Here is a 25,678-nt window from a genome sequence, read left to right as displayed (position 1 = left end):
TCATATAGTTTAAGTTATTACCTAACTATAACATTTTATCAGAAACCTTTGATCCCTATTAGAGAATGTATGTTCTTAATGTTTCATTTGTCTCAATATAGACTTCTTTTCCTTGACCTTTAAGCTCCTAAGAGGGATTATTTTTACTTCAACTAGTGCTATATTATCAATAGAATTTATAATCCTATATGCTTTCTTCCTGATCCTATATGCTTCCTTTAGCGTCGTGTTGCTAGGCAATCCAATTACTACAGATATAGAATAGAACGAGCCTACTTTTCTAATCGATGCCGAAAGCACATTTATCCCAGACTTTCTCATTTTCTCGATTGCTACATCACGTATAGGGGAATCTAGCGTGGCCCCTATCAAAGACATTACTGCTTCCTTGAGTTCCCTTGCTGTGTCAAGGATAACGAAGCCGACTATGACTAAAATCATTATAAGTGTAACTAGAGAGTTGTCCAGAATTATAGCAAATCCGCTAGCCACCTCGGTTAACACGTCAAACTTGCTGTGGGCCATGTCTGCTCTAACTAAGCCTATCCAGCTGTATTTTCTCTCTGAAAAGTATATGACTAAAGTCACTACTGCAGGGACCCAAGTTAGGAAAGCAAACCACGGACTGTCAAATGACTGATTATCCCTTACTGCATCTATGATCAGGTTGAGGGAAAGAAAGAGGACTATTATTGATGCGAGCAATATGCCAAGGCTTTCCAAGTTGTACTTTCCTAATGGGAACCTCTTAGATTTCCTATATATTACTCTAAGTATGATAGAATAGAAAAATGCGGAGAAAGTATCTATGAAACCGTGGTATGAATCGGCTATAAGTATGAACGACCCATACCAGAAACCGAACAGATATTCAACCAAAGATAAAGGTAGAAGGACTATCCCCGTGAATAAAAAGATTCGCGAGGCTGAATTCAAACCTTTTAACGAAATCAAGGTACATCACCTCACTCGACACCTCTAATGTCATTATAATATATTGAAGTATACATAAAAGGCTTACTCTTTTTTAAAAGTATTTAGCAAATCTAATAAAAACAAGAAGGAAAACGGGATTTAACCTTTTGTTATCATGACGTTCTTTATCAGAGCAAAAGGAGAGATTGTCGGGACTTCTACCTCCCACCACATCTGTTTATACACATCTGTTGATAAACCCTCAATTCTATTGATAATACAGGGGAGTTTGTCTGAGATCCTCGCCCTTTTTATTCTTCCTATCGGCTTGCCGTCCTTGAACGCTATGATTGCGTCTCTTCCTACAGTGGAGAACTGGCCTTCATAATAGTTCTGTAATCTGGTATACCAGTTGTTATTGAAGAATATCAAGTTTCCATCCAGCAGTGAGTCCTCCTTTACGTCGCCTTTTCCAATCTCGAGTGCCCAAGGTCTGGGCTCTACCCATCCAGCGTTTGCAGTTGATTTATAGTTATATTTTTTAGCCAAAGAATTGTTAAAAAGAAAAGTCCTAAGTGTCCCATTTTCAATGATAGGTTTATTGTAAGTCAGAGTACCTTCATCGTCGAAGTTGAAGCTTCCCACCATGTCGTTTTTAGGTATGTCATTTAAGGAGAACTTGCTGGACGCTACGTTATCACCCGGTTTGCTTTTGACTAGAAAGGACATGGACGACATGAGGTTATATGCTGAGGACATGTAACCTATTATTTCTATTAAGTTAGCGAAAACTGAAGGTGATAACACAACGTCATGTCGACCCTCATCAAGGGTAGCTTCGCCATCTATAGATGCGTATTCTGCGGACTTCTTAACAGTGGACGCAAGGCTTGAGTCACTATACTTAGATGAAACTGTGGACCAGTGTCCAGATCTTCCCCTATCAATGCTCCTAAAGTATGAAACGAAATAGTTTCTCGTCTCCTCGCCATCGAAGCCCGCAGACGTGATAAGCTTCCTGGTAGTTTCCACTAGATTGAGGGTTCCAAAGAGAGAAGACTCAGCTGAGTCTAACACTACTTTGACTATCGGAGAAGGGTCAGTGATAGCAGAACTTATTCTCTCATCCGTGTTCCTTACCCTGACAATTTTGTCACTCTCGCTTATTAGCGGGACAAGTTCGGTGGGTTCCAACAATCCGAGTTTCTCGTTAAGTGAGGACAAATTTCTCTCCATTTCTTCTACAGACGAGAACGTCGAGGTCATGAACTTGTTCCTCCTGGTCAAGAGGAGAGATACGTTAGACACGTTCCAGTTTTGGACTATCGTAACCTTGGAGTCCGCGAACTTCACCATTGTAGATTTGGTCTGCGTTATGGACAAACTGTACGAATCACAAGTCTGATTTAGTTTCTCAACCACTTTCTCCATCTAATCACCTAACCTCTTCACTTGCATTCCCTTTAACTTTAGATCCGGCCCACCCATCCAAACCGGAACACCTTGAGAAGGCTCTCCTTTGCCGCACATCCCCGCGTAAAAGGACAGTGTGTTGTCAACAGCTACTATTGAATTATATATTTTCCCAGTATCTGCCTCGAAGACTGGGAAAAGAACAGGAGATCCAATCTCTCCCTTCTTTATCTCATAAGCTTCTAACCCGACATACCTCTGGCTCCACCTTAAGTCATCTATGTTCCACTCCATGAACGATTTCATGAATATCCCGTCATCTATATCTTCTATCATCTCTTCAAACTTCATCGATGAAGGAAGGAAGAACGTATTAGACATCCTGATTAAGGGTTCTCCCGTGAAATCTGACGCTCTAACCGAACCGTTGCTTTTCACGTTAAACTTGGTGGAAGTGGTCCTGCTTTGTAATAGCTCGTCTATCTTTCCGTTCTTGATGAGGAACTTCCTTCTGGCTGTTATTCCTTCATCGTCAGAAAGGAAGAAGCCCATACTATAAGGTAAAGTAGGGTCATCAATAACGTTTACAACCTCACTCCCGAAGGATCTATCCAAATTTAAGTCTCTTCCAGTCAGATAGCTCATTCCGGCCTGAGCTCCTTCTCTGCCCAAGATTCGATCTGCTTCGAAAGGATGCCCAGCCGACTCGTGGGCTATTATTCCAGCTATCTGCCCGCTTAGCACTATGTCCTGAGTTGAAGTTGAAGGAGGTCTACCCTTAGTCAAGATCTCGTCGAACGATTTCACTTTTCCTGACAAGTACTCAGATAAATTCCAGGAATTTACTACTTCATAACCTCCGGACGAACCCAACTCATCTGCAAATGTGTTTATGCTTATGTCCCCGTTTTTCATTACAATCGAATAAAGGTTCCAGACCCTTGGCACCTTTCCGTGAACCTTTGCACCGTCTGAGGTTACTACGTCTTTAACTTCCATAGATTCAATATAATCTATTTCTAATGATATAATCTTACTAGATATCTTTATATCTGTTACCTCTTTAGTCACCCCTTTCATGTACTTTATCTTTTCTTCCAGTGAAACTATATCTAAGGGGGTCTTCTGTGGGACCTCATAATCTCCTTTGTAAAGGTTCTCATTCATCTCAATCGATGGTATCCACGGCCTCGAATCAATTGGATGGAAGTAGTCCAAACTTTCCTTTAGTTTCTGCTGATCTGGCGAGGAAAAGAAATATAGCGTGTTGTCCTTAGCTACTCTTACAGAAAATCCTGACGATAGACTAAAGTTTACATTGGTTGTAATTCCGTTCAAGACGCTGAAGTTCTGAACGCCTAGGGAATGATATCTTACTTCTATGTAATCGAACCCTCTCTTTTCAGCATAGTGGAGAATCCTCTCTACATCGTCACTTCTATCTGACATACAGGACATCATTGTAACTCTGTTACTAATAATCTTTGATGATATAAGCTAGAAAAACTTAAAATCAAAGATAATGAATTAATTATTGGTAATCATGAGCAAGGAGCAGAAAACACAGGAAATAAATAGCATAATGGATTTAATAAAGGCTCTATTTAAAGACGATAACTGGTATTTGGGAGGATTTATAGTAGCTTTGATTCTGTTCATACTGTTCGATCTAGCAGCATTTACGCCACATTAAAATAAAATAAATGTGTATCTAATGGAAAGATATATAAGTTTAGTTAAGAATGTTTTTTTCTGAGACTCGTATGCCGAGAATCAATATTGCAGCAGATGCTAATTTGATTGAGGAACTTGAACAGGAAGCTAAGAAGAGAGGTTATACTATATACGCTCTGACTAACATAGCGATAAAGTCCCTCCTCAAGCTGCTTAAGGAGGGAGAGGACGCTTCCGTCCTTGAAAACATAGTTGAATATCATAGGCTATCTAGTTCTTTAGATCTGGTACCAGTCACCTCTTGGTACTTGGAGAACATAACCAGACTAGCGTATGAAAAGGATCCCAATGAGTACGAGAAAATATGTGAAGGCGTTGGAGAACAGATAGGAAGCTATCTGAAATCCAAGGCTAACGACATTAATGATCTCATGGAGATCTACAACATGATAAAGCCCTTAATGCCTATAAGGGATGTACAAATAAAGGACTCAAATGGATTAATTGAGTTCAGAATTTATGGAACGGGATTTAGTGCAGTTTCAACTCTTTGTGCATCTAGAATATTCAGTAAAATAGGAGAGAGCTTCGGGTTAGAGATAAAGAAAGTGGACGCTCTAGCAGGAGGTATAGTTACTTTAATAGGGAAGTTCTCAGGGCCATCCAACAAGCTGGTTACATGAACCCATTATTCTGCAGATCACGCCTTGAGTTTCTAGGACGTGGTCACTGATAGATATCCTCTCACTAGCTTTCTTGTAAATCTGTTCGTTGAAGTCTCCGTGCGGAAACCCTCCTAGACCAATGATCCATTCTTCTCCTAAATTGCAAAGATAATCAGGAGTTTTTCTCTCCCCTTTTTCTGTGAGGAGAACCATCTTGTATTTCGATAGTAAATCATCAAGTGTGCATTTAGTGATTTCAATTAGCGGGGTATCAGATTCTGGGGGAACCTTTCCGTATTCGAACAGTTGCTCCATGAGACCTATGAATCTTTCATAATTCTTTGGAGGTCTAATGTCGGAGTTAACCTTGATTAGCAGGGAATTTATGGTGTGAATATATAAGTTCACCTTCACCACAGGATCTGTTAGGAGGAGAACCATAGCAGAATGTATTATGTCGGGCCTTCCTCTCTTTTCCTTTTCTTTTAAGTTTCTCATTGCATGGTAGTGAATAGAAACGTCGAGAATCGTACTTTTAGGTTCCTTCCTCCTTCTTTTAGCGTTATTTTTCACTGAGGGGTGGTCTAAGATCTCATCTGGAACGGTTTCAAGAGCTGATTCTAGTAATATCACGTTAAGGAGCATGAAAGCCTTAATCCTTAGCATATAAAAAAGATTGTTTATGGCAGTGAAAGCAAAGTTTCGCATATATGAGCTCTTGGACATGGCCATCCAAGAAGTGAAGAGAGGGAACGTTGAATTGGGCAGGAAATACGTTATGCTTGCAGTGGAGTATTCAAGGAAGAACTCATTGAAAATTCCAATAGAGTACAAGAGGAAGTTTTGCAGGAAATGTTTCACTCCCCTAGTCTTGGGAATAACCGAGAGTAGGAGGATTCACTCAAAGACCTTAATAAGGCGATGCAACACATGTAACTGGATAAGAAGGTATGACCTCAGAAGAACTGATAAAAAAGGCAAGAGCATCACATCCGGTAATAAGAATAGGGAAAAACGGATTAAATGACGGCGTAATTAATGAGATAAAGAGAAGGCTGAAGCAGGACAAAGTTCTCAAAGTTAAAGTAGCAACAGAAGACGACGTGAACGAAGTAGCCAGGAAAGTAGCTGAAAGCGTAGGAGCCAAGCTTATAGAGACCAGAGGATTTACTTTCATACTGGCTAAAGATGATAGCTCTTGATGTGATCAAGGCTAAAGGGCACTTTAATGTCAAAGGTACTCACAGGAACACTCTGGAAATAACCAAGGACGACTATCTGACACCTAGAGGAGACTGCATACTAGGCATAAACGCCGATAAGGCACTCTCTGACTTGGACGAAAGAGTTAAACAGATAATAAAGATGGACGGATCATACGTCTATTTAGTCATGAAGGTAGGGGGCCTGATCGATTTAGTACAAGGAGTTGGATCTCACGAACTTCCGTTATCAAACACAGAAAAAATGATAGTGAGGAAGTCAGGATTCATCTCAGATTCTACTCTCATGCTGCATTCAAACAAAGCTGCAAGAGATATTAGAAGGGACCTGATAGAGGAACTTAAGAACGAAAAGGATCTAACTGTTTTCGTTGTCGCATCTGACTACCCCCTTAAAGATGTAGAGGTTCTTAGCGTAGTCGTTAACTCTGACCCATGAAGTTTTGAAGATCTTTCTAGAAGCTTCTTGTTCACTTTCACTGAGAGTGTAGAAAATCACCATCTTACCGACCCTGCAGAGCTCCTTTTTGAAGTTCTCCACAATTGTAGGATTGTCAGCTATCACGGTTTCGAAGGACGAATCCCTAAATGGTAGATATGAGGCGTCATATTGTACTATATCTATCCATCCTCTAAGCTTGTTAAGCTCTGCGTTGACCTTCAACATGTAAAGCCCATCCAAGTTTAAGTCCCCTGCAACTACCGCGATTCCCTTTCTTGCTAAGTGAAGCGAGAAAGGCCCATATCCAGCGAAAGCGTCTAAAACTAGGTTAGATTTCAGGTTTTCGCTTACCTTTATTCTTTCGTTAGCCATGGTAGGATTTACATAGACCTTAGTCACATCCACGATAAACCTTAATCCGTTTTCCTTGTACTCTGTTACTGGATCATCCTTGCCTGCAATGAGTCTAACTTGGTTTATTCTAAGCGGCCCGGTTACCTTTTTCCTGAGGTAGACAGACCTTACCTTTTTATAGACGTCGAGAATGTAAGAGGCAGCCTGCGAGTAGTCCTTTTCGTCCCCCTGATCCGTGATGAGAGCTATTTCTCCTACAATGTAGTAGCTTCTAAGACCGGGGACTATCTGATTCAGTTTCTTTACCTTAGATCTAGGTGGAGGGTTACATTCCTCTCCAGCCTGATCTACCAGGGGTATGTAAGCGAAATCACCATCGAAAAACGGAGCATAATCTGGGTGAACTTTCAGACTTTTTATTACCTCATTGTATCTTCTTCTTTCAATCTTGATGCAAAAAACCATTTTTTAAAAGAAAGTAGCTTACTCTTTCTTAAATTTGCTCATCTCTGAGCTATGGCCTGCGAATAGCGAGGCACGAGGATCTATGTACTTCTTAGCAACACTTATAGCTATAGCTGCTTGTCCAAATCCTACAGCTATGAGAGCTAGCTTGGCAGATCCTTCTTGTTCTACAATATCTCCCGCAGCGTAAACTCCTGGCAAATTGGTCTCCATCTTTGCGTTAACTACGACGCTTCTTCCCTTCATGTTCAGACCCCACTTTACCATGTTGCCTAGCTCGCCCTTGTGTCCGATGCTTATGATGACTGCATCTACATCAAGAGTCTTTTCCTCGTTTGTCCTGTTGTCGAATATTACAGCTTGGTTAACCTTAGTTCCATCCCCCTTGACTTCCTTTAACTCGTGCCAAGTGTACACGGTAGCCACTTCATACATCTCCTTTACGCTCCTCTCATGTGCTCTGAACTGATCCCTTCTATGAGCCAGATAAACCTTCTTTGCTATAGGAGCGAGTGTTAGAGCCCAATCTACTGCGGAGTCTCCTCCCCCCACTATTAGTATTCTCTTTCCTTCAAAGTCCTTCTTTCTTTTAACGGTGTAGAAAACTCCCTTATTTTCGTACTCTATTTCACCCTTAGCTCCAAGTCTGACCGGCTCTATTTTGCCTATTCCTGCTGCTATCATCACAGCCTTTGCCTTATACGATCCTCCGTTAGTTTTAACTGTCCACATACCGTCGTCGGTTTTCTCGAGCTGGTCTGCAAGTTCATTTAGCCTTACTTCGGGAGAAAACATTTTAGCCTGTTCGATTAAGTTCATAGCTAAATCGTATGCCTGAATCCCGGGGAAACCACCTACATCGTAAACCATCTTTTCAGGATACCATTTTATTAGCTGACCACCTAATTCGTCTTGTGCTTCTATTATCACAGCCTTCATATCACGTAAGCCTGCGTAAAATGCCGAGAATAGACCAATTGGTCCTCCTCCTATTACGGCTATATCATATTCGCCCATTAAATACCCTCCGTGCTTCTTTTACAAGCTTATACTATTTAAACTTTTACTTATCTATCTTTGACAATGGGTTATTACTATGGACGAACAACTAATTGAGATTTTGCTAATACTCGGTTTATCAACTTTCCCACTTCTCATGGCAGCGTGGGTAAGCACTTATAGGAAGCTTATCAGGGGAGGGCTTGAGTACGTAGGTGAGAATTACAATGATAGGAGAATAATAGTGCCTCCTAGCAAGTCTGTGACGGTTCACGTGAGCGGAAAATGTGTTTTATTGTCAGAGGGAATGAACTCCTGGTTTACGATAAGGATGAATAACGGTGTGAGGCAACGTGTATTCAAGATAAGGTTGATGAACACAGAAGGAGATCTCACTATAATAAACGAAAGCAGGACAATGCCATTGAACTTGGTGATCAGATGCGAAGCCTAAGTTTGAGCGCGAAGGACGTCAGGATTAACGCGATCATTAGGGTTATTATCCAAATGAAGTAACCGCTAGCGCTCCCTATCGGTTGCAACGACATTCCTATCAGTATATCCACCGTGTTTACTTCAGCTAGGGCTACGCTGGAACCTTCCTTTGCTATGAAAGATGTCACAGAGTAAAGTATTGATATCGCAAGCTCATTGAAAACACCGAGTATGAAAATAGCTGGTATAAAGAAGTACGTGTATAACATCAGCGACGGTAAAGTACCCGCAAGTGAGGAGAGAATGAAAATCTTGAATTTATCAACTTTGTCTCCTAAGAAACCAAGTGAACCTCCCAGCATAGAAGCCAATAGGAGAAGACTGGTTATTTCTGAACTTGAGGTAACAGGTATGTGGAGGTAGTATAAAGAGAAAGTAGGAAATAGTTCTCCTATTACATAGTAAACGCCCCAAACCCCGGAGGTGGAGAGACCCAGATAGAATATTCTCCTGTCCTTTACGACGTTCCAGTTAGGTTTCAAGTCAGCCTTGGTAAAGAAGCATAAAGCTGAAGATATCAACGTGAGAGCTGATATCAATAGGAAAGAGATCAATCCATAAGACTTCTCTAGGAATATCCAGTTCAACCCCAACAGACCCCCAAGAGAGAAGAGCGAATTATAAATTCCAAGTGCTGTGGAAGGTCTATCTTTGTTAAGGAGGATCAGAAGCCCTCCCCCGCTCGAAAAGAAGAGTGACGCTCCGACTCCCGCCATCATGTAAGAGAGCAAAAGTTGATAGAACGATCCAGACACATATACTAGAATTGGAGATATAGACATTATTATTAAACCTATAGTTAAACTTTTCCTTAAACCTATCTTGGAAGATATGAAAGCAGAAGGCAACTGCATTGAACCGGAACCTATGAAAAAGGAAAGAGGGACTAAACCAGCATAAGAAGGTGGAAGGGAGAACTTTGACAGAATCTCAGGTAAAAATGGCGCGAGGTAAAACCACTGCACAGCGTAGATTACCCTAGCGAAGAATATCCTCTTTCCGTCCATTGAGTGTAGAGGCTGAGATTACTATTAATAACTACCTCATTTACTGAATCTTAGATGAAGTTTAAAATCGTCAATAAGCCTTCACAAACAGTTCTCGAGTTGGTTGAAAGGGTCAAAAAGGAAGGTATGGAAAAGGGATTTGTGTACACCGACGATGAAGACGCTGACTTAGTCATAGCTATAGGTGGGGACGGAACTCTTCTAAGGGCAGTGAAAGAAGGTAAACCCATAGTTGGAGTAAAGGCAGGGAGAAGGGGCTTCTTAATGGACGTGCCTAAGGAAAGGGTTGGAGAAATATTTGATAGATTGAAAGAAGGGGACTACAAGGAGGAAGAGTATCTCCTCATAGAAGGGGATTATAACGGGAGGAAAATCAGAGCTTTTAACGAGATAGGGATTATGTTCGATAGACCAGAATCAATACAGCTTTCCGTCAAATTTAGGTCTACTGAGATTATAGTAGAGGGTGACGGGATCTTGATTTCCACTCCGCAGGGAAGCAGTGGATGGAGTATGTCCATCACTAGAAACTTAATCTGCAGTAAGCTAAACGTACTTGAAGTCGTATTTGTGAACCCTATATACCAGCCATTGAGGTCTGTAGTTGTTGATGCTATTCCTATAAAGGTAAGGATGTTAGACAAAGGTTACGTTCAAACAGCCAGAATAGTCGCGGACGGGGAGGTATTTTCGACTATAAAGACAAGAGAGGAACTAGTAGTTTCCCCGGTAAATGAAAAGGCGAAAGTCTTCAGATTCTTCGACCTAGATCCTGTGAGGGAATCGCTATGGATAAGATAATCATGGATACCGCGGGTTTCTTGGCAGGTCTTGAGAACGCCTTCCCCAAGGTTTACACGACGGAAGAGGTCATCCAAGAGGTGAAGGATTCTTTCTCGAGACAAAACCTGAATATGGCCTTATCAAGCGGAAAGATATCCGTGTTTAAACCTAAGCAGTCGAGCATGCAGGAGGCTATGGAGTACGTAAGGCAGGTCAGGGACAGTACACTTTCCAAAGCAGATATATCTGTCTTGGCGTTAGCGTTGGAGTTAAGACCTTGTCTTGTGTTGACTGATGACTTTTCCCTCCAGAACGTGTTGAGATTGATGGGGATAGAATACAAGTCAGTTAAAGTTAAAGGAAGCGTTAATGACGTCAAGGAATTTCAATATATATGTGAAGGTTGTGGAAAAATCTATAAACACAAGGTACCTGAATGTGAGATCTGTGGAAGCACGGTAGTTAAGAGGAGTAAAAAAGGCTAATATCTCAAAAAATTTTTCATTCTTACTAGAATTATCAACTAAGCTACTTGGGCTCGGTGTCGCAGAAAGTAACCTGTATGAACAAGATAAGGTATAGGTTTGCTGAATTCCGGCAATTATTGCTTTTTATCTCTGGTTGCATGAAGAAGGTCTAAAGGTTAGATCTCTTAATATATATATTAAACTATTTTCATACTAGATGAAGAAATCTTAAAGATGAAAGCTGATATGATTATTTTTGTAGAAGTAAGGATCCACATTTGGAAAAATTTCCTAACTTAAGATCTGTACAAAGCTCATAAAAATCTTTGCTAAGGTCTTGCGATAATTACTAATACATAAATACGAATATTAGTATAAAATGCTCCAGATCTATCTCACGAAGAAACCTTTGGTGTTAGGAAATGAAAATAGACTATAGAGAGTTTAGGGATCTAGTTCCCGTAACTAGGAAATACAAATATCTGAATCACGCCGCAATTTCTCCCACTCCGCTTCCTGTCATCATGGAATCTTTTTCCTTCATGTACGATGTATCAGATGAAGGGACGATAGCAGTTAACTATGCGGAAAGAGACGATCTTAACTACATCAGAGAGCCAGTTTCCCGTTTGATAAATTCACGTGTCGAAGAGGTGTCGCTGGTACCAAATACGTCATACGGGATAAACATGATATTACATGGTATCGGATTAAAAGAAGGAGATCAGATATTAACTGATTCTAGCGAATTCCCGGCAATCACGTCAGCGTCATTTAAGTTGTTAAAGAAGGGGATCAAGGTAAAGATAGCGGAAGTCACTCCAGAGACATTCGAGGATGACATTGTCTCCAACTTGAACGACAATGTGAGATTAGTTGCAATTAGCTCCACTAGCTTCCTGACAGGGGTTACTCCAGATCTTTCTAAGGTCAGTAAAGAGGCTAAATCAAACAACAGTCTTCTGCTTGTAGACGGCATTCAAACAGTTGGTGCAGGGAAAATAGATGTAGAGGAGAACAGAATAGACTTCCTTGTAGCGGGAGGATATAAATGGATGATGTCGCCACAAGGTTCAGGTTTCATGTTTGTGAGGAAAGGACTCTTGGAAGACCCACCTTGGTATGGGTGGAGAGCCGATTCTACATACGAGGAATTCAGTCCTTACAAGTTCGCACCAGACAAAGGCCCACGTAGGTTTGAAATAGGGACCTACCCAATGGTTTCTCTGATAGGTATGAAGAAAGCTGCTGAGATCATCTATGAGAACTCTTACATGATATACAGCAGGGTTAAAGAGCTCTCTAAGGTAGCTATTGATTGTTTGAAGGATAAGGGAATGGACGTACTAACTCCTGAAGATAAGAGAACGGGGATCGTGACGGTCAAGGTTAGGGACCCAAAGAAGGTAGTAGAAGAGTTGTACAAGAAGTATAAAATCGTGGTCTCTCCGAGAGGAAGCGGGATCAGGATTTCGACTCATTTTTATAACACGGAAGAGGAGGTTAATGAAGCCTGTGAATATATCTCTACCTTAGAGAAAGAACTCCAATATTGATATAATCTAGAGAATAACATAATATGAGCGTATAATATTTCGTATAATATCATGCACGGGGGTTAAACATGCATTGTATTATTTCCTATACTGATTTTTTAGCTCTATTTTGAATCCATTCTCATTGAAAGTTATGGTTCTTTCCCTTAGCTCTATTTTAGACCCGTACCTCACGAAGATAGGTAGGTCGTCTGGAGAACTCACGAAATCATTCCCTTCGAAAATTTCTCCTGTATTTAAATAAGCCCACTTTCCTTCAGGTAGATATACTCTCCTCTTATTTGTACATTTCTCTAAGACTGGTGCCATTAGCAAGTCCTTTCCGACCATGAACTCGTCACACACATATGTGTTATTGTCGTGAGGGAAGTAATATGGGAGAGGCCTCAAGAGCGGGTGTCCGTACTCATGGGCTTCCCTTACTAACTCGTAAAGGTAAGGTATGAAATCATACCTGAGTCCTATAACTTCTTTTATTCTTCTCCTCCAAGGTTCAGGCAAGAGGTATATCTCCTGGTCTTCCCCTCCTTTGGACTTATGGTTCCTGAAAAGCGGCATGAACAGTCCGGCTTGGAAATACCTTAGAAGGAGCTCATAGTCCCTGCCTCCTCTGACCCCTTCTTCCCTGCCTGAAAAACCTCCTATATCGAACCCGACGTAGGGTACCCCACTGATGGACAGGCTTAACGCGAGGGATAGCTGTAATCTTAAGTCTTCCCAAGAACTCACGTTGTCCCCTGTCCACACCACGGCGTATTTTTGTATTCCGTTGTAGGCGCTTCTGGACAAGATATAAGGCTCCTTTCCGGCGTTCTTCATTCCGCGAAATGTGGCTTCGGCTTCAAGCAATCCGTACGCATTGTGAAGGAGGGTGTGCGGTGTCTTGTCGTGATAGGCGGATACGAAAGTTCCTTTGCCTAAAACTGCTGGTTCGTTCATATCAGTCCATATGCCGTCCACGTCGTACTCTTTCACCCACTCCTCGGTTTTCCTCGACCACCAATCTCTAGCTTCCGTTGAAAAGAAGTCTATCCATGCACATTTTCCGGGCCACATGTCATCAACGTATATCTCGCCGTTCTCATTTTCAACGAAGAGGCCCATAGCTTCCTTGAAGGGTCGATACTTCTGGTCCAATTTCAGACATGGGCTGAAGATTGTAATTACTTTTACCCCCATTCCATGAAGTTCTTTTATGAATTCCTTCGGGTTCGGAAATCTATCTCTGTCCCAAGTGAACATCTTATATCCTTCCATATAGTCTATATCAAGGTACAATGCAGAGATCTGGATTCCCTCCTTCTCATGCTCCTTTATTACGTCTAGGATCAATGATGAGGGGTAGTAGGAATATCTGCTTATTTGGTATCCAAGAGCCCATTCCGGCAACATGAAAGGCTTCCCGACTATAGATGATAATGCCTCGAGTAAGCTTTCCATCTTCTCAGCTCTAAAAAAGAGGAACTCGAGCTTCTTGTCCACGAAACCCACGGTTATCTTATCGTAGATCAAGTTTCCTATATCAGCGATCCCTTTACTGGGAGAATTGAAGAGAAATCCGAGAATTTCGTCGTCGTTTACTGTCATCATGAAATTAATTGTCTTATACATTGGGTCCGTGTACCACGTGTAACGTCCTCCTACGTCAACATTCCACAGGTTGAAAGTGGCTCTTCTTCTGTCCATTTCGTAAGTTCTCTCCCCCAAGCCGAGAACTCTCTCCTTGACTCCGAGCTTCTTTTGCACTGCGATGCCCAACTTTTCCTTTCCTACAGTTATGTCTTCCTTGATTTCCAACGGCGGTGGGTTTGATGGCGAAAGCCCCTTTGTGTCTAATTTGATAACTGGGTTAGGTTCGTTCAAAAGAACTCTGTGAACTTCAACTCCATTAACAGTTCCGCTGAAAGATTCGATCTTCATGGATTAAAAATGGTTACTGGGTTTAAATTTGAAGATAGTTCCTCAAATTTCTTACAAAGTTTGGGGTTAAGGGGGCGGAAAGCCTCTGTGAGGCGGGGATGGATAGCCCCCTTATAGAAAGTTTAAATAATCCTTTTTTTAAATTTCTTTTAGTAATGCTAATGACGCTCCTCCTCAGCTCGATCGAGGGCTTAATGGAACTGTGGGAGGATCAATCATCATCTTCTCTCTCTTAAGGGACTAGAGCTCGGCAATGAAAGTCCCCTCTTTTCAAGTGGGGGGCTCTCTGGCTACCCCTGACTGCCCACCAAATGAGAGATGTAATCCCGAATAGATGGTGGGAACGATGAGCCACTCTGGAAGGGAACCCTCGCCCTTTAGGGCGGGGAGGAGTCAGCGATTCATAAACTTGAGTAAATAATTCCTTGCTATTCTTTAATTTATATTAAAGATAGCATGCAATTCAGTTGAAATGCCATTTAAAAATAACTTAATAAAATAATAAATTATCTCTCTCCCAAATATATATTTAATAATTAATGGTTTATCTCTTTCTATTTCTCTTTTTGGGATTATTTTTTCTCCCTTTCTTCTTTTTCTTCTCTATTTTTTCATCTTTTCTTTCTTTCTCTTGAAAGTCAGTTTGCTTGTTTCCTTTTGACTGGATAGCCTTCTCCAGCTCTGACACTATCATGAAATAGTCTCTAAACCACAATAACACAGCCTTACTCTTCTCAACTTTCACAAGCCCATAAGGGTGAATGATCCTGGAGATGTTGGAGTATATGTTCTCAAATCTCTCGCTCGGATACCCCAGGATGTAACAGCCTATTCCTATTAGAGCGCTCACTTTCGGCATTGCCAAGGTCATGTAGTCAGCGTCTTTCCCGCACCTGCACTTTAGCCTCTCTTGTATCGGCAGGTCCTCTATGTGTCTGGAAAACTGAGGATACTCCAAATGTTTCCTACAGACAGGCTTACCTACGAGGTAAATAGTCTCCTCATTAAGCGGTGGTTTTCCTCCGGTCGCTTTCTTGAGCCTTCCCATAACTTCCCCGAAGTGGAGTATTGTATATCCTGAGTCTACCATCTTGTGCCATAGTCTTCTTTGCAGGATCTCCTCGTAATCCCTCGTTGTGTTCTCTATGAAAATTGAAAGAAATATCCTCTCCATCAAGAACCTATTGGACTCCTCTGCTGAGTGTAAGTTTCCTTTCAAAGCGTTGATGTATCCGTTGTCTATCAGTACTTCTATCTCGTCCTGAAAAACGAACCCTTTAAATAACGACTTGCTATCCTTGAGGAAGGACCTTACCGTCTTGTAGAGCCCGCTCCACCCTTTAGGTACGTTATCTATAATATCAAGCGTCTGTCTTCTGGTTTGGCAAAGGTCGTCGGTGAAGAACTTAACTGCTTTCCTGCACTCGTCTAATTTGCACTTGTCGAAAATGGACTTAGCTACCTCTTTGTCGCACATTTTCCAGTTCCTCCAGTATTGCTGATGCTGCTGTAATTACCGGTTTTTCTCCTTTTAGTTTATCTAAAATTGGTATCGTGGAGAGTATTGTGCAAGCAACATATATTGAATCCGCCTCAGGGTTCCTGTGGCCTATACTTACAGCGTCTATGACCAGATCATGGGGGGTAGAAGCTATCGCAGGTCCTCCAGTTCTACCGAGTGCCACTGAACCTACCACTTTAAACTTCAAGTCCCTCAACCACTTCACTTCGAAGTCGTGTCTGAACTGATTATAAGGTGTTACGAGGAAAACGTTCCTTGTGTCATGCCTCTTCAAAGTTTTTATTATAGCTTCAGTGGAGATGACTAAAGGAATTGAGAAGAACTTCCTAAATTCCTCCCAGCCTCTTTTAGAGAAAACCCCATAAGACCTGGCGTAAATTATTGCGTCAGCGTCTTCTATCTCTCCTTTCATCCCTGAAAGCTCGTCGAATGCCTTGCGTCTTTCACGCTCACTCTCTCCATGTCCAGGAACGTATTTCATATAGAACACCTTAACGTGGTTCAAGACGTTCTTTATGTCGTTTTCCAGCACTGAGTTCTCGGAAGAGATTATCAAAGAAACCTTCATGTCATGAAATTTTAAATAGTAAACAAAAACACTTTCCATCTTTCATTTTACCTACAATATAACGCTTAACTTAAGAAGTATACGCAAGTTATTTTAAATTAGCCTGAGATTTCCTTCCTCTCAAGAGGTGTTAAATATCTTCGTTCTAATTGAATGGCATAGTTTTCGTGTTTCTTGAAGAGAGAGCTAAAGGAGAATGAATTAATTTTCTATTGTATTTTGAGAATATTTTCTTTTATTTTACGTATAAGAGCTATAACATGATCCCTTCTAATATCGAAGCCCTCTCCTTGAGGTCTTGGATGATATTCTCCGTGAAGCTTCTCAGCATTCACGAAGTCTATTATCAGTGATGGATCTTGAGTCCTATATGAGAGGTACTCTACCAAGCTATAATACGATGGATAGTCGTTGATCTCCAGATTCTCTTTAAGAGCAACAAGTTTAAGGGTATAAGATAGAGATAACCAATAGTTCTCTCCAGCCTCAATCAGGTTTCCTTTCCCTTCCTCTTTTTCTCCTTCTTTTAAGTGGTAATCAATCAATTTTAAAAGTAGGTTATCTGTACCCGACGTTCTAGCCGATAGAAGAAGATCTACAAGGAACTCTTCTTCGTTTTTCCTTTGATCTTCTGAAGCCTTCTTGATGAAATTATATATAATTTCGCTCAAAACTCCACACCTCTGTTCTCCTCCAATCAATAGATAAAAATGGTTTTTATCTTGGGGGTTCAAAGGGGGTTGAAGACCCCATCCGCAAGGGTGAGGATGGATAGCCCCTTTATAGCAAAGGATAAATACAACAAGTATCACGTATATTTCAATGACAGTCACAGACGGGGCAAGCGTCACCGGGACGCCCCTAAGAGATTGATGTGATATGCTTCTGTTTCAGTCTCATATGGGAAATTGAGCGTCATTTAAGATCAGGTAGAAACGACCTCAGCTTAGAACTTCAGATTTGTTAGTAAGGTGGAGTAGTAAAGTGGGAAACTATCCGTGGGTCGGAGTATTTCACGAAATGTTTAAAAGGAGTAAAAAGGACATTAGTCCGTCTTTGAGGATCTGAATATTATAAAAGTGTATTCTGACTTTCTTATATATATTTAATATTATATATTTAATATTTTTTAGTTAAAATTTATTTTTAATTTCATAAGTGGCATTTTAAACAGAGAAGACCCTTCTCATATTAGCCTATCCTAAAATTTTAACCGAGTTTTTCATATATATTAATGTGAAAGAAAAATTCTCCACGCTAAATTCTAGGTTAGAATTAGAATATCTTAAGAGAAGCGTGTATTGTTGATCTAATTTCCTTGAGAGAAATTCTATAGATAACCTTATTTTCAAAATATAGTTCAATAAATGTTATATTTGTCTATATAATACCTAAATATCTATATAGGAAAAATATAAAGCCATACTAAGAAATCCTAGCATATGTTTAACGGTATAAAGGGATTGACAGACGTAGCTGGAGAGATTCCCTGGGAGGTAGTTGTAGCATATTACATACTAGCTCCTCTGCTTGTTTTTCTCATAGGGAAGAAGAGAGGTACAGTCAAGAGCTTCAGTACTCTAGATTGGGTTTACATAGGAATTGGAGGCGCGCTTGGAACTGTGTGGGAGTTCTACATAGGAACATTTGTGGACAAACTAGTTCCTGCAGGAGCTGCAACCTACATAGACCCAGGTTTCTGGGGAAGAATGGTAATCCTGATGGTAATAGTTGGAATGGTAAGAAAGACGGGAGCAGGAATGGCATCCTTGCTAGTTTTTACCTTGCTATCTGATCAATTTCATTACGGTTACGGAGGACAACCCTTATACTTCTTCTATGAAGCTTTAACTTACGGCTTATTCCTAGATCTCTTGGTGTCTGTGACCGGAGGAACTCTCTTCGGGTTAGGATCAAAGCCTTCCAAAATTATAGCTGCAATTGAGGGAGGATTGGTCTCTCTGCTCTGGGCTTTGCCAGATCCCCTAATTTATGATGCGTTTTATAGGCCATTCATCTACGGTGCAGTAGTGGATTGGCAGGCTGTAATATTCAAGGTAGAAGCCGGCCTAGCTTTCATTTGGATAGCAGGCGTAATAGGAGGTCTCGTAGCCCATAGAGTTGAGAAAATAGTGCAAATCTAACTTACTTTCTTTACTAAGGAAAGCGATGCGCATTCCTCAATTTTTCTCTTCATCTCATTTCCCATGACACCCTCGTATTTCACTACAACATCGTTCTTACACTCCATTATAGTCCCCCTTCCATAAGGGCTCTTGAAGATTATTTCAATTGTCTCAGATATTCCAGGAGTGATTTTCATTTTCCCTTTCAGCAGAATCTTTCCCGTTATCTCGAAATCAATCTCTAATGGGCTAATCTCTTTGACGTAAACTACCTTTCCTAAACATTCTACGAACTTCTTTTGGTCTATAATAGTATCGTCACCTCTTGGTTGCAATTAAATTGCTTCTTGATATACGGGTTCAACTTGTCTTGTAATTGGTTAGCTATACATTCTAAATACTTAGTGTCGCCTTCGCTTACTTTCCCTATTTCGTAGTAGAACGAGAAAACTCTGGCTCTGAGAGGAGGTTTATATTTACCTAGCTCTTCCCTGCATACGTCAACTGCAACTACCCTATCAATGGTTTTTATTATCAAAACTACGTCTTTCCAGAAAGTAAACGGGAAAGTTATTTCCTTAGCTTTATGCCACTCTATCTCCACTTTGACTATCATTAGCCTCACTTTTTTGGCCTAGAGTTCTTCACATTATGAGATTCCTCTTTCTAGCTTTCTTATATAATAAATGATAAATATTGATAATAAGTCCAGCACTATAATTATAGGGGCTGTGATTTCAATCATTGGTTTTATGGATAAGGCGTAAGGGCTTGAGGCAGCCCTAAAGTAATTAAGGAACAGATAAGACATTACTGCAATTATACTTAAGAACGATGTAGCTACTGAATATTTAAATAGTCTAGTTATTAGTATTTCTGTCGCTATTATCATTGCTATACTGAATATTGAAGAAAATATGAGGAATGAAGCTATGATAATGGGAGCGCCGTTGTATGGAATACTTACTCTACCAGCGGTAGAATATGATTCGTTAATACTGAATGATATTCCCTCGAATATAAGGATACTCATCACTAGCGCGATGAAAGAAGAGGCTCCAAAGATTCCTATAGATACGTTCCTTAGTTTTGCAAGAGTGGATTCTATATCACTCATAAACTAAACTTCCTTTTTATTCTATATATTCTTTTCTTCAAAACTAAGTCTTTTTCTATAAAAAAGGAAAATAATTTTAATATAAATATAGTATAAGCTAAGACGTTGTTGATCCACGTTCCGAACTTACAGCAACAATTTGAAACTAGTCTATTCTAATCTTATTTCCAATTAACCTAATTAAGTTAATAATAGAACATAAAGTTTATTTTCTTAGTCATAAAATTTTTAGAAGCAGAAACTCAATAATAAGCTTTGTAAAAGGTCGAAAGCTCAACCTTCAGGATGGAACGTAAGATAGTTTATAATAAGATTTACAAAATAGTTGCAACTACATTTTAAAAATAATATAAAATTATATTAAAATTAATCTTGTATTATCTGAAATCTAATTTCATAAAGATCTTGATAGTTCCATTACAACACCTTGTCATGATCTCCTCTAATAGTTGCTTCATAGAGGAAACTGAAGATTCTCCTATATTCCCCTCCACTTTTACACTGTCCTTTTGAATGTGAAGCACTGTGTTAATTTTAGGCGATGCGATAACTATCTTATAGATATAGTTAGTCTTCCTTAATTCTCCCATTGATGCGATTAGACTACATAAGTTTCCCTCAGCTGTTTTCAATAGAACGTATTCATCCTCTTCATTTCCGCTGAAGAACTTGAAATAAGGAATTAAATGACCTTCTATTAAATGTAGTTCTAGTTCATCCTCTTTCATACCTATGTAGTTTACAGCTTGGGGCGAGAGGTACTTCACACTATTTATAATTCTTAGCTTTCCTTTCTCTATGACGAAGTTTGTACTGATAGAAAACACGTTATCTTCAGGGTTCATCTTATATGAGATCGAACTTGGCGTTACCTTCCTCTGTAATTCTCCAGAAGAAGTTAATAACTTCGAAAAAGGGTTACCGAACTCAAATATGACTCTGAAAACGTCAGACGACGATGTAACTCTATCGAAGGATTTGAACTCATCGTCCTCCTTTTCCATAATTAGCCTGACATGACCTAAGATGCTGGTGACTACGAATGGATCCGCTAGCTTATGCAATATACCAGTAGAATCGTATTTCAGACTTACTTCTCTTGTCATAAACCTAATTGCGATTTACATGATATAAAAGAAAGAAGCCACTGCCATGTATTATCTTTAATATGTATGAAAACTAATACAAACTCTTTTTAACGAAATAAAACTATCTCCAAAAAATTTTTAAACTGAACAATATATTTAAGGTTATGCACGCTGTAATTTTGGCAGGAGGTTTTGGAAAGAGGCTTAGGCCTCTTACAGATGACAGACCAAAGCCTTTGATAGAGGTCGCGGGAAAACCGATTATTGAGTGGCAGATACTCCACTTCAAGAGGTATGGTATTTCATCCTTCATTTTCCTTACAGGTTACAAGTGGGATGTCCTAGCTGAATGGGTGAGCAAGAACGAGAAGAGGTTGAAGATATCAGCTTATTTCTCTATTGAGGAAGAACCCCTTGGGACTGGAGGAGCGTTGAAGAAGGTTAAGGAAATCCTAGGAGAGCAAAATGAGTTCATTGTGACTAACGGTGACGTAGTGACCAACTTGGACTTCTCGAAGATGGACGTAAAGGAAAGCGTTGCAACAATAGCTTTGGTACCTCTGAAAAGCCCGTACGGAATAGTAGAAACTAAAGACGGATTGATAACCAGCTTCAGGGAAAAGCCTGTGCTAGAGAACTACATGATAAATGCCGGAGTTTATATGATGTCTCCAAAGATATTTGATTTGCTTCCTGATAGAGGGGATGTAGAAAAAGCAACTTTCCCTAAGCTCGCAGAGGCTGGTCAATTGAAGGGTGCTAAATTCAAGGATGTCTATTGGAGGTCTATAGATACGCTAAAGGACATAGAGGAAGCTTCAAGCGAGCTGCCTCAAGTGATTCCATCCTGAATTTTTTTAGGAACTTAAATCGGTGAATCCCAACAAGGAGCGAAGGATTTCTTTCTGAAGGTTGGTATTGTGCTGTATTTAAATAGTATTCAAATATACCTTTAAAAATTATACTTATTAATAACCTCTATGTCGGGAAAGCATTAGAGAAATCGGAAAGCTAAGTTTTGTAAGATGTATCTCGTTCTTAACTGATTTCAGGGAATAAAGAATTACGCATGAGAGTCCAAAAGCCGGAATGACGGTATAGATGTTTTAGTATTCGGAGGCATCTAAGTGCGATGATGTAATGAAGTGGAGCCGTAAAGCAAGAACTAGTACAAGTTATTTGATTTATCTCTATTATACACTTTATATACTGTATATAAGAAAAAAGTTTTTCCAAATAAAACAAAAATTTTTATTTATCTTATCATTTTCAAATCTTCCTCTGTGATTCCGTACCATTCCATCATTGCCCTTTCAGCACCTTTATCTTTTAGATCCTTCACTATTCTTTTACTCACTTTCTCTATGATCTCATCACAGTCCTCAGGGAGGCTCTCTTTAACTACGTCTAATACTGCTTTAACCAGCTTTAGATCGGTCTCCATGATTTCACGGATAATAAAGTATATCGGAGCCTTAACCGAAACTAAGAGAACTTACATGATTTAGTTATTCTGAACAACTTCCTTCTTATTTCTTCCATACAGACTTCCTCGTTATTATCACAGATCTCAATTTTCTCTCCTTTCTTTAATGCTCCTTTGTCTAACATACGTTTAGCCTCTTCCATTGATTGCACTACTAAAACATCACAGTCACCATCTTCGGTTCTAAAGAACCCCTCTTGTGATAGGAAATATTTGCTTCCGTGAAAACAGATTATCATAAACGATAGTATTTTATTACCAGCATTTATTAATATTTTCTTCTTTTGCGTCTAAACTCTACTAGCTCGCTATATTCTTATGTTGTCTAACTTGTCTATTAACTCTTTCCTTGGAGGCTTTCCCCAAGAGTCTTCATTAACTACTTCTGAAAGCCTCATTCTCTTTCCCCACCCGAAAATTTCAAGCTCTGGTCTTTCAGGTATGTCTGCTGGTCCTAAAGTGAGGTATGCAACTAGATCTACATGTTCAGGAATTTCCAGAATTTTCTTAACGTCCTCTTTTCTAAAGAAAGATAACCATCCCATTCCTATTCCTTCACTCGTTGCAGCGAGCCACATGTTTTCCACAGCCAAGACTGAGCTGTATTGGCACGTTTCTGGTATTGTCCTCCTTCCCAGAACGTGAGGGCCGAACCTAGTGGGGTCGCATGTAACTGCTATGTTCAATGGCGTGTCCAGAACTGCCTCTATTTTCACGTTATCGAATATTTTCTTCCTGTCCTCTGGAAGCTCCTCCCTGAACCTTTCCCTCTCTTCAAGGGCTAGCTCTTTTATCTTCCTTCTCTTTTCTTCATCGCGAATTACAATGAAGTTCCACGGCTGGGAAAATCCAACCGAGGGAGCTAGATGACCTGCCATCAGTATCCTGGCTAGGACTTCGTCGCTTATCGTCCCGTTCTTATAGAACGACCTTACGTCTCTTCTCCTCTTTATTGCGTCGTAAAGCTCCATCATAAGGATAGCTTATCCAAGCTTAAAAAATCGAACTGAAAACCATACCACAAGTTTTTCTTACGTAAGAAACATTTATTTTCCCTTCAAAGAAACTATAGGTGATGTCAGGTCAGACACTAACTGAAAAGATACTGTCTCGAGCTTCTGGGAAGCCCGTGACCCAAGGTGACGTGATAGAGGCATCCGTTGACATCGTAGCTTTCCATGATCTAACGGGATATCACGTCATAGAAGTTATGGAGAAAGCGGGGATGGTAAAGGTATTCGACCAAGGTAAAATAGTGGTAGCTTTCGATCACTTAGCTCCTCCTCCAGATATAAGGAGCGCGGAGATTCAGGGAAATATAAGGAAGTTCGTCAAAGACGTGAAGATACCCAACTTCCATGACATAAACGTTGGCATACTGCACGAGCTTTTAGTCGAGAAGTACGCCCAGCCTGGACAAGTGATAGTTGCAGCTGATAGCCACACGACCACTTCAGGTGCTTTAGGAGCCTTCGCTCAAGGTATGGGGGCAAGCGATATAGCCGCAGCTGCAATCACCGGGAAGACGTGGCTTGTTGCACCCTCATCGTTTAAGGTAACGCTGGAGGGAAAGCCAGCTAAGTGGATAAGCGGTAAGGACGTTGCCTTGAAACTACTTGGGGACTTTAAGGCTGAGTACTTTAACGGTAAATCAATAGAGGTAGAAGTCAAGGATCCCTCCTCTTTCCCGATGGACTATAGAGCCACCGCCTCCAACATGGGGATAGAGATGAACGCAGATGCACTCATGTTTATTCCAGACTCTGAGACTGTCAGATATGTGAAACAGATGAGGGGTTACGAACCTAAGCTGGTAACTCCTGATAACGACGCTAAGTATGAAGATAACTACACTATAGAGCTAGACAAGATGGAACCCTTGGTTGCAGCACCTTACAGCGTAGATAACGTAAAGACTGTAAGTGAAGTTCAGGGCACTCCCGTAGATCAGGTATACATAGGCTCATGCACTAACGGGAGGTTGAGCGACTTTGAAGTAGCCGCAAAGATAATGAAAGGAAAGAAAGTCAAGAGCAGATGTATAGCGATACCTGCATCATACGAGATGTTTAAGGAAGCGCTAGAGAAAGGATATATAAATACCTTGTTCGAAGCAGGGTGCATTATAACTTACGGAACCTGCGGACCTTGTTTAGGAGGTCACTTTGGCGTTGCAGGACCTGGGGAAGTGATAGTCTCTACAAGCTCAAGGAATTTCCGCGGAAGGATGGGTAGCAACGAGTCCAAAACTTACCTCTCAGGTCCAGCTGTAGCTGCAGCTTCTGCAGTAGAAGGAAAGATATCCTCCCCTGGTGATGTGATGTGATGGTAGAAGGTCAGGCAATGAAGTTCGGGGACAAAATAGATACAGACATCATAATACCTGCTAGATACCTAAAATACACTGATCCTAAATATCTCGCAGAGCATGCAATGGAACCCCTAGACCCCGAGTTCCACAAGAAGGCTTCTAAGGGAGTGATACTGGTGGCCGGTAAAGTGTTCGGTATGGGTTCCTCTAGAGAACAAGCTGCAATGGCACTCAAGGCTGCCGGAGTGAAAGCAGTTGTGGCTGAGTCATTTGCCAGGATATTCTATAGGAACGCTATCAATAACGGACTTCCCGTAATTACGGTACCAAACGTAACGAAGGAGATCAACGAAGGAGATATGGTCACAGTGAACGTGGAAACTGGTGAGGTTAAGGTTAATGGAAAGGTGCTGAAGGGTAAAGGTATAACGGGAATGGCACTTGAGATATTGAACACTGGAAGTCTGATAGACTATTTGAAGAGAGTTTCAGTGAAATCAACGAATTGACCCGAAAGTTTTCTTTTTAACATTTCCATAGGGGCTGTCTACCCATTATCTTAAGTTACGTTTTTATCCTTCATGACTGAACACATTGTTAGCCTTAACGGAAATTGAGGAACAGAAATCCCTCATAGCTGACAGAAGCTAGATAACTCTTTCCTTTCCTGATTGAAAATTTCGGATCTTGAACGTGGCTAGATCGAGAAAATTAAGGATAAATCTATACATTTACTTAGTTTTTAAGCATGAGAAAGATTACATTCGTTCTGCTCTCCCTGCTTTTTTCGCTTTTAGATTATAATGTAGGTATAAGCGTAACTCGTCTAGTTTACGGCGAAGAAGTTTCAATTCTGCTTTCTCATTTCCCCTTAGATATAATATATTTTTTAATTATATTTTTTACAGAATTAGCTATGATAAAGGGATATCAAACACTTTTTGTAAGAGTGTTCTCTGCCTTGCATGGGAGATTTAATTCTCTATTTTATGGGGATACGAAAAGAAAGTAGTCTTATTCACAAATTTTAAATCTTTAGATATAAAATTTCTCTAAATTATGTAAAGCGATTATTATTTGCA

At 40.4% G+C, this 25,678-nt stretch carries 31 protein-coding genes; 13 read left to right on the top strand and 18 right to left on the bottom strand.

Annotated elements, in window-relative coordinates:
* Positions 1 to 75: 75 nt before the first annotated feature.
* The 3 genes from IC007_RS12240 to IC007_RS12230 form a co-directional block, all read right to left on the bottom strand.
* Entirely contained in the window at positions 76 to 954 is an 879-nt protein-coding gene (locus IC007_RS12240; RefSeq protein WP_149528839.1) for a cation efflux transmembrane domain-containing protein, read from the bottom strand.
* Between the two features lie 120 nt (positions 955 to 1,074).
* Complete coding sequence (locus tag IC007_RS12235; protein ID WP_054846572.1) at positions 1,075 to 2,346, bottom strand: TldD/PmbA family protein; 1,272 nt, start codon at positions 2,344 to 2,346, stop codon at positions 1,075 to 1,077.
* The gene (locus tag IC007_RS12230; protein ID WP_084739879.1) at positions 2,347 to 3,777 is read right to left on the bottom strand and encodes a TldD/PmbA family protein; all 1,431 of its coding nucleotides are present in this window, start codon (positions 3,775 to 3,777) and stop codon (positions 2,347 to 2,349) included.
* Between the two features lie 94 nt (positions 3,778 to 3,871).
* Between IC007_RS12230 and IC007_RS13495 the strand changes: the two genes are divergently transcribed.
* Positions 3,872 to 4,021: a hypothetical protein gene (locus IC007_RS13495; protein ID WP_167747990.1), complete on the top strand. Its 150-nt coding sequence runs from the start codon at positions 3,872 to 3,874 to the stop codon at positions 4,019 to 4,021.
* Positions 4,022 to 4,091: 70 nt separating this feature from the next.
* Positions 4,092 to 4,685, top strand: a complete 594-nt coding sequence (locus tag IC007_RS12225; protein ID WP_149528838.1) for a hypothetical protein — start codon at positions 4,092 to 4,094, stop codon at positions 4,683 to 4,685.
* Here IC007_RS12225 and IC007_RS12220 read toward each other — a convergent pair.
* Positions 4,656 to 5,312: a 16S rRNA methyltransferase gene (locus IC007_RS12220; protein ID WP_084739881.1), complete on the bottom strand. Its 657-nt coding sequence runs from the start codon at positions 5,310 to 5,312 to the stop codon at positions 4,656 to 4,658. The two genes, IC007_RS12225 and IC007_RS12220, sit on opposite strands and share 30 nt — an antisense overlap.
* A gap of 37 nt (positions 5,313 to 5,349) precedes the next feature.
* On the opposite strand from IC007_RS12220, the gene IC007_RS12215 reads away from it, so the two are divergent.
* From IC007_RS12215 to IC007_RS12205, 3 genes are read left to right on the top strand one after another with little or no spacing between them, the layout of a single operon-like run.
* The gene (locus tag IC007_RS12215) at positions 5,350 to 5,694 is read left to right on the top strand and encodes a ribonuclease P protein component 4 (RefSeq protein ID WP_084739875.1); all 345 of its coding nucleotides are present in this window, start codon (positions 5,350 to 5,352) and stop codon (positions 5,692 to 5,694) included.
* The gene (locus IC007_RS12210) at positions 5,618 to 5,869 is read left to right on the top strand and encodes a YhbY family RNA-binding protein (RefSeq protein ID WP_054846575.1); all 252 of its coding nucleotides are present in this window, start codon (positions 5,618 to 5,620) and stop codon (positions 5,867 to 5,869) included. Before IC007_RS12215 ends, IC007_RS12210 begins: the two co-directional genes overlap by 77 nt.
* A complete protein-coding gene (locus IC007_RS12205) occupies positions 5,856 to 6,329 on the top strand; it encodes a DUF371 domain-containing protein (RefSeq protein WP_054846576.1) in 474 nt (157 codons plus the stop codon). Before IC007_RS12210 ends, IC007_RS12205 begins: the two co-directional genes overlap by 14 nt.
* Here IC007_RS12205 and IC007_RS12200 read toward each other — a convergent pair.
* Both IC007_RS12200 and IC007_RS12195 read right to left on the bottom strand, forming a co-directional pair.
* Entirely contained in the window at positions 6,249 to 7,151 is a 903-nt protein-coding gene (locus IC007_RS12200; protein WP_084739876.1) for a class I SAM-dependent methyltransferase, read from the bottom strand. The two genes, IC007_RS12205 and IC007_RS12200, sit on opposite strands and share 81 nt — an antisense overlap.
* An 18-nt stretch (positions 7,152 to 7,169) precedes the next feature.
* The gene (locus IC007_RS12195; RefSeq protein ID WP_054846577.1) at positions 7,170 to 8,168 is read right to left on the bottom strand and encodes an NAD(P)/FAD-dependent oxidoreductase; all 999 of its coding nucleotides are present in this window, start codon (positions 8,166 to 8,168) and stop codon (positions 7,170 to 7,172) included.
* Between the two features lie 79 nt (positions 8,169 to 8,247).
* Between IC007_RS12195 and IC007_RS12190 the strand changes: the two genes are divergently transcribed.
* On the top strand, positions 8,248 to 8,604 hold the full coding sequence (locus IC007_RS12190) for a hypothetical protein (RefSeq protein WP_054846578.1): 357 nt from the start codon (positions 8,248 to 8,250) through the stop codon (positions 8,602 to 8,604).
* Here IC007_RS12190 and IC007_RS12185 read toward each other — a convergent pair.
* Complete coding sequence (locus IC007_RS12185; RefSeq protein ID WP_054846579.1) at positions 8,588 to 9,652, bottom strand: MFS transporter; 1,065 nt, start codon at positions 9,650 to 9,652, stop codon at positions 8,588 to 8,590. The two genes, IC007_RS12190 and IC007_RS12185, sit on opposite strands and share 17 nt — an antisense overlap.
* A gap of 54 nt (positions 9,653 to 9,706) precedes the next feature.
* Here IC007_RS12185 and IC007_RS12180 point away from each other — a divergent pair, with 54 nt between their 5' ends.
* The 3 genes from IC007_RS12180 (at position 9,707) to IC007_RS12170 (ending at position 12,458) form a co-directional block, all read left to right on the top strand.
* Positions 9,707 to 10,453, top strand: a complete 747-nt coding sequence (locus tag IC007_RS12180; RefSeq protein ID WP_054846580.1) for an NAD(+)/NADH kinase — start codon at positions 9,707 to 9,709, stop codon at positions 10,451 to 10,453.
* Positions 10,441 to 10,920 (top strand): NOB1 family endonuclease, encoded by a 480-nt coding sequence (locus tag IC007_RS12175; RefSeq protein ID WP_149528837.1) that lies wholly within the window; start codon positions 10,441 to 10,443, stop codon positions 10,918 to 10,920. The genes IC007_RS12180 and IC007_RS12175 overlap by 13 nt, the downstream gene beginning before the upstream one ends.
* A 404-nt stretch (positions 10,921 to 11,324) precedes the next feature.
* Positions 11,325 to 12,458, top strand: a complete 1,134-nt coding sequence (locus tag IC007_RS12170) for an aminotransferase class V-fold PLP-dependent enzyme (protein ID WP_054846582.1) — start codon at positions 11,325 to 11,327, stop codon at positions 12,456 to 12,458.
* A gap of 78 nt (positions 12,459 to 12,536) precedes the next feature.
* Here IC007_RS12170 and IC007_RS12165 read toward each other — a convergent pair whose 3' ends face one another.
* From IC007_RS12165 to IC007_RS12150, 4 genes are all read right to left on the bottom strand, one after another.
* Positions 12,537 to 14,378 carry a TIM-barrel domain-containing protein gene (locus IC007_RS12165; RefSeq protein WP_149528836.1) on the bottom strand — a complete coding sequence of 614 codons (1,842 nt, stop codon included), beginning with the start codon at positions 14,376 to 14,378 and terminating at the stop codon, positions 12,537 to 12,539.
* A 544-nt stretch (positions 14,379 to 14,922) separates the two neighbouring features.
* Positions 14,923 to 15,855, bottom strand: coding sequence for a hypothetical protein (locus tag IC007_RS12160; RefSeq protein WP_054845851.1), 933 nt, complete (start codon positions 15,853 to 15,855; stop codon positions 14,923 to 14,925).
* Complete coding sequence (locus IC007_RS12155) at positions 15,833 to 16,468, bottom strand: aspartate racemase/maleate isomerase family protein (protein WP_149528835.1); 636 nt, start codon at positions 16,466 to 16,468, stop codon at positions 15,833 to 15,835. The genes IC007_RS12160 and IC007_RS12155 overlap by 23 nt, the downstream gene beginning before the upstream one ends.
* A gap of 209 nt (positions 16,469 to 16,677) precedes the next feature.
* Positions 16,678 to 17,139, bottom strand: coding sequence for a PaREP1 family protein (locus IC007_RS12150; protein ID WP_162302147.1), 462 nt, complete (start codon positions 17,137 to 17,139; stop codon positions 16,678 to 16,680).
* A 771-nt stretch (positions 17,140 to 17,910) separates the two neighbouring features.
* Here IC007_RS12150 and IC007_RS12145 point away from each other — a divergent pair.
* Positions 17,911 to 18,612, top strand: coding sequence for a hypothetical protein (locus IC007_RS12145; RefSeq protein WP_054845849.1), 702 nt, complete (start codon positions 17,911 to 17,913; stop codon positions 18,610 to 18,612).
* On the opposite strand, the gene IC007_RS12140 is transcribed toward IC007_RS12145, so the two are convergent.
* The 4 genes from IC007_RS12140 to IC007_RS12125 form a co-directional block, all read right to left on the bottom strand.
* Positions 18,609 to 18,929, bottom strand: a complete 321-nt coding sequence (locus tag IC007_RS12140) for a hypothetical protein (RefSeq protein ID WP_149528834.1) — start codon at positions 18,927 to 18,929, stop codon at positions 18,609 to 18,611. The genes IC007_RS12145 and IC007_RS12140 overlap by 4 nt on opposite strands.
* Positions 18,899 to 19,210: a hypothetical protein gene (locus tag IC007_RS12135; RefSeq protein ID WP_149528833.1), complete on the bottom strand. Its 312-nt coding sequence runs from the start codon at positions 19,208 to 19,210 to the stop codon at positions 18,899 to 18,901. Before IC007_RS12135 ends, IC007_RS12140 begins: the two co-directional genes overlap by 31 nt.
* Before the next feature lie 33 nt (positions 19,211 to 19,243).
* Complete coding sequence (locus IC007_RS12130) at positions 19,244 to 19,711, bottom strand: hypothetical protein (protein WP_054845846.1); 468 nt, start codon at positions 19,709 to 19,711, stop codon at positions 19,244 to 19,246.
* A gap of 377 nt (positions 19,712 to 20,088) precedes the next feature.
* On the bottom strand, positions 20,089 to 20,817 hold the full coding sequence (locus IC007_RS12125) for a hypothetical protein (protein WP_054845845.1): 729 nt from the start codon (positions 20,815 to 20,817) through the stop codon (positions 20,089 to 20,091).
* A 146-nt stretch (positions 20,818 to 20,963) separates the two neighbouring features.
* On the opposite strand from IC007_RS12125, the gene IC007_RS12120 reads away from it, so the two are divergent.
* Complete coding sequence (locus IC007_RS12120) at positions 20,964 to 21,650, top strand: nucleotidyltransferase family protein (protein WP_054845844.1); 687 nt, start codon at positions 20,964 to 20,966, stop codon at positions 21,648 to 21,650.
* Positions 21,651 to 22,054: 404 nt separating this feature from the next.
* Here IC007_RS12120 and IC007_RS12115 read toward each other — a convergent pair whose 3' ends face one another.
* From IC007_RS12115 to bluB, 3 genes are all read right to left on the bottom strand, one after another.
* The gene (locus tag IC007_RS12115) at positions 22,055 to 22,243 is read right to left on the bottom strand and encodes a hypothetical protein (protein ID WP_054845843.1); all 189 of its coding nucleotides are present in this window, start codon (positions 22,241 to 22,243) and stop codon (positions 22,055 to 22,057) included.
* Between the two features lie 41 nt (positions 22,244 to 22,284).
* Positions 22,285 to 22,524 (bottom strand): three-fingered domain-containing protein, encoded by a 240-nt coding sequence (locus IC007_RS12110; RefSeq protein ID WP_149528832.1) that lies wholly within the window; start codon positions 22,522 to 22,524, stop codon positions 22,285 to 22,287.
* A 69-nt stretch (positions 22,525 to 22,593) separates the two neighbouring features.
* Positions 22,594 to 23,256 carry a 5,6-dimethylbenzimidazole synthase gene (gene bluB / locus IC007_RS12105; RefSeq protein WP_149528831.1) on the bottom strand — a complete coding sequence of 221 codons (663 nt, stop codon included), beginning with the start codon at positions 23,254 to 23,256 and terminating at the stop codon, positions 22,594 to 22,596.
* 104 nt (positions 23,257 to 23,360) lie between these two features.
* Between bluB and IC007_RS12100 the strand changes: the two genes are divergently transcribed.
* Positions 23,361 to 24,611, top strand: a complete 1,251-nt coding sequence (locus tag IC007_RS12100) for a 3-isopropylmalate dehydratase large subunit (RefSeq protein ID WP_054845841.1) — start codon at positions 23,361 to 23,363, stop codon at positions 24,609 to 24,611.
* A complete protein-coding gene (locus IC007_RS12095; protein ID WP_370685212.1) occupies positions 24,611 to 25,105 on the top strand; it encodes a 3-isopropylmalate dehydratase small subunit in 495 nt (164 codons plus the stop codon). Before IC007_RS12100 ends, IC007_RS12095 begins: the two co-directional genes overlap by 1 nt.
* Positions 25,106 to 25,678 lie beyond the last annotated feature (573 nt).

It is taken from the genome of Sulfuracidifex tepidarius (assembly GCF_008326425.1).
Classification (GTDB): Archaea; Thermoproteota; Thermoprotei_A; order Sulfolobales; family Sulfolobaceae; genus Sulfuracidifex; species Sulfuracidifex tepidarius.
The sequence above is the reverse complement of the archived record's forward strand: the minus strand, read 5'-3'. Positions and strand labels throughout refer to the sequence as shown.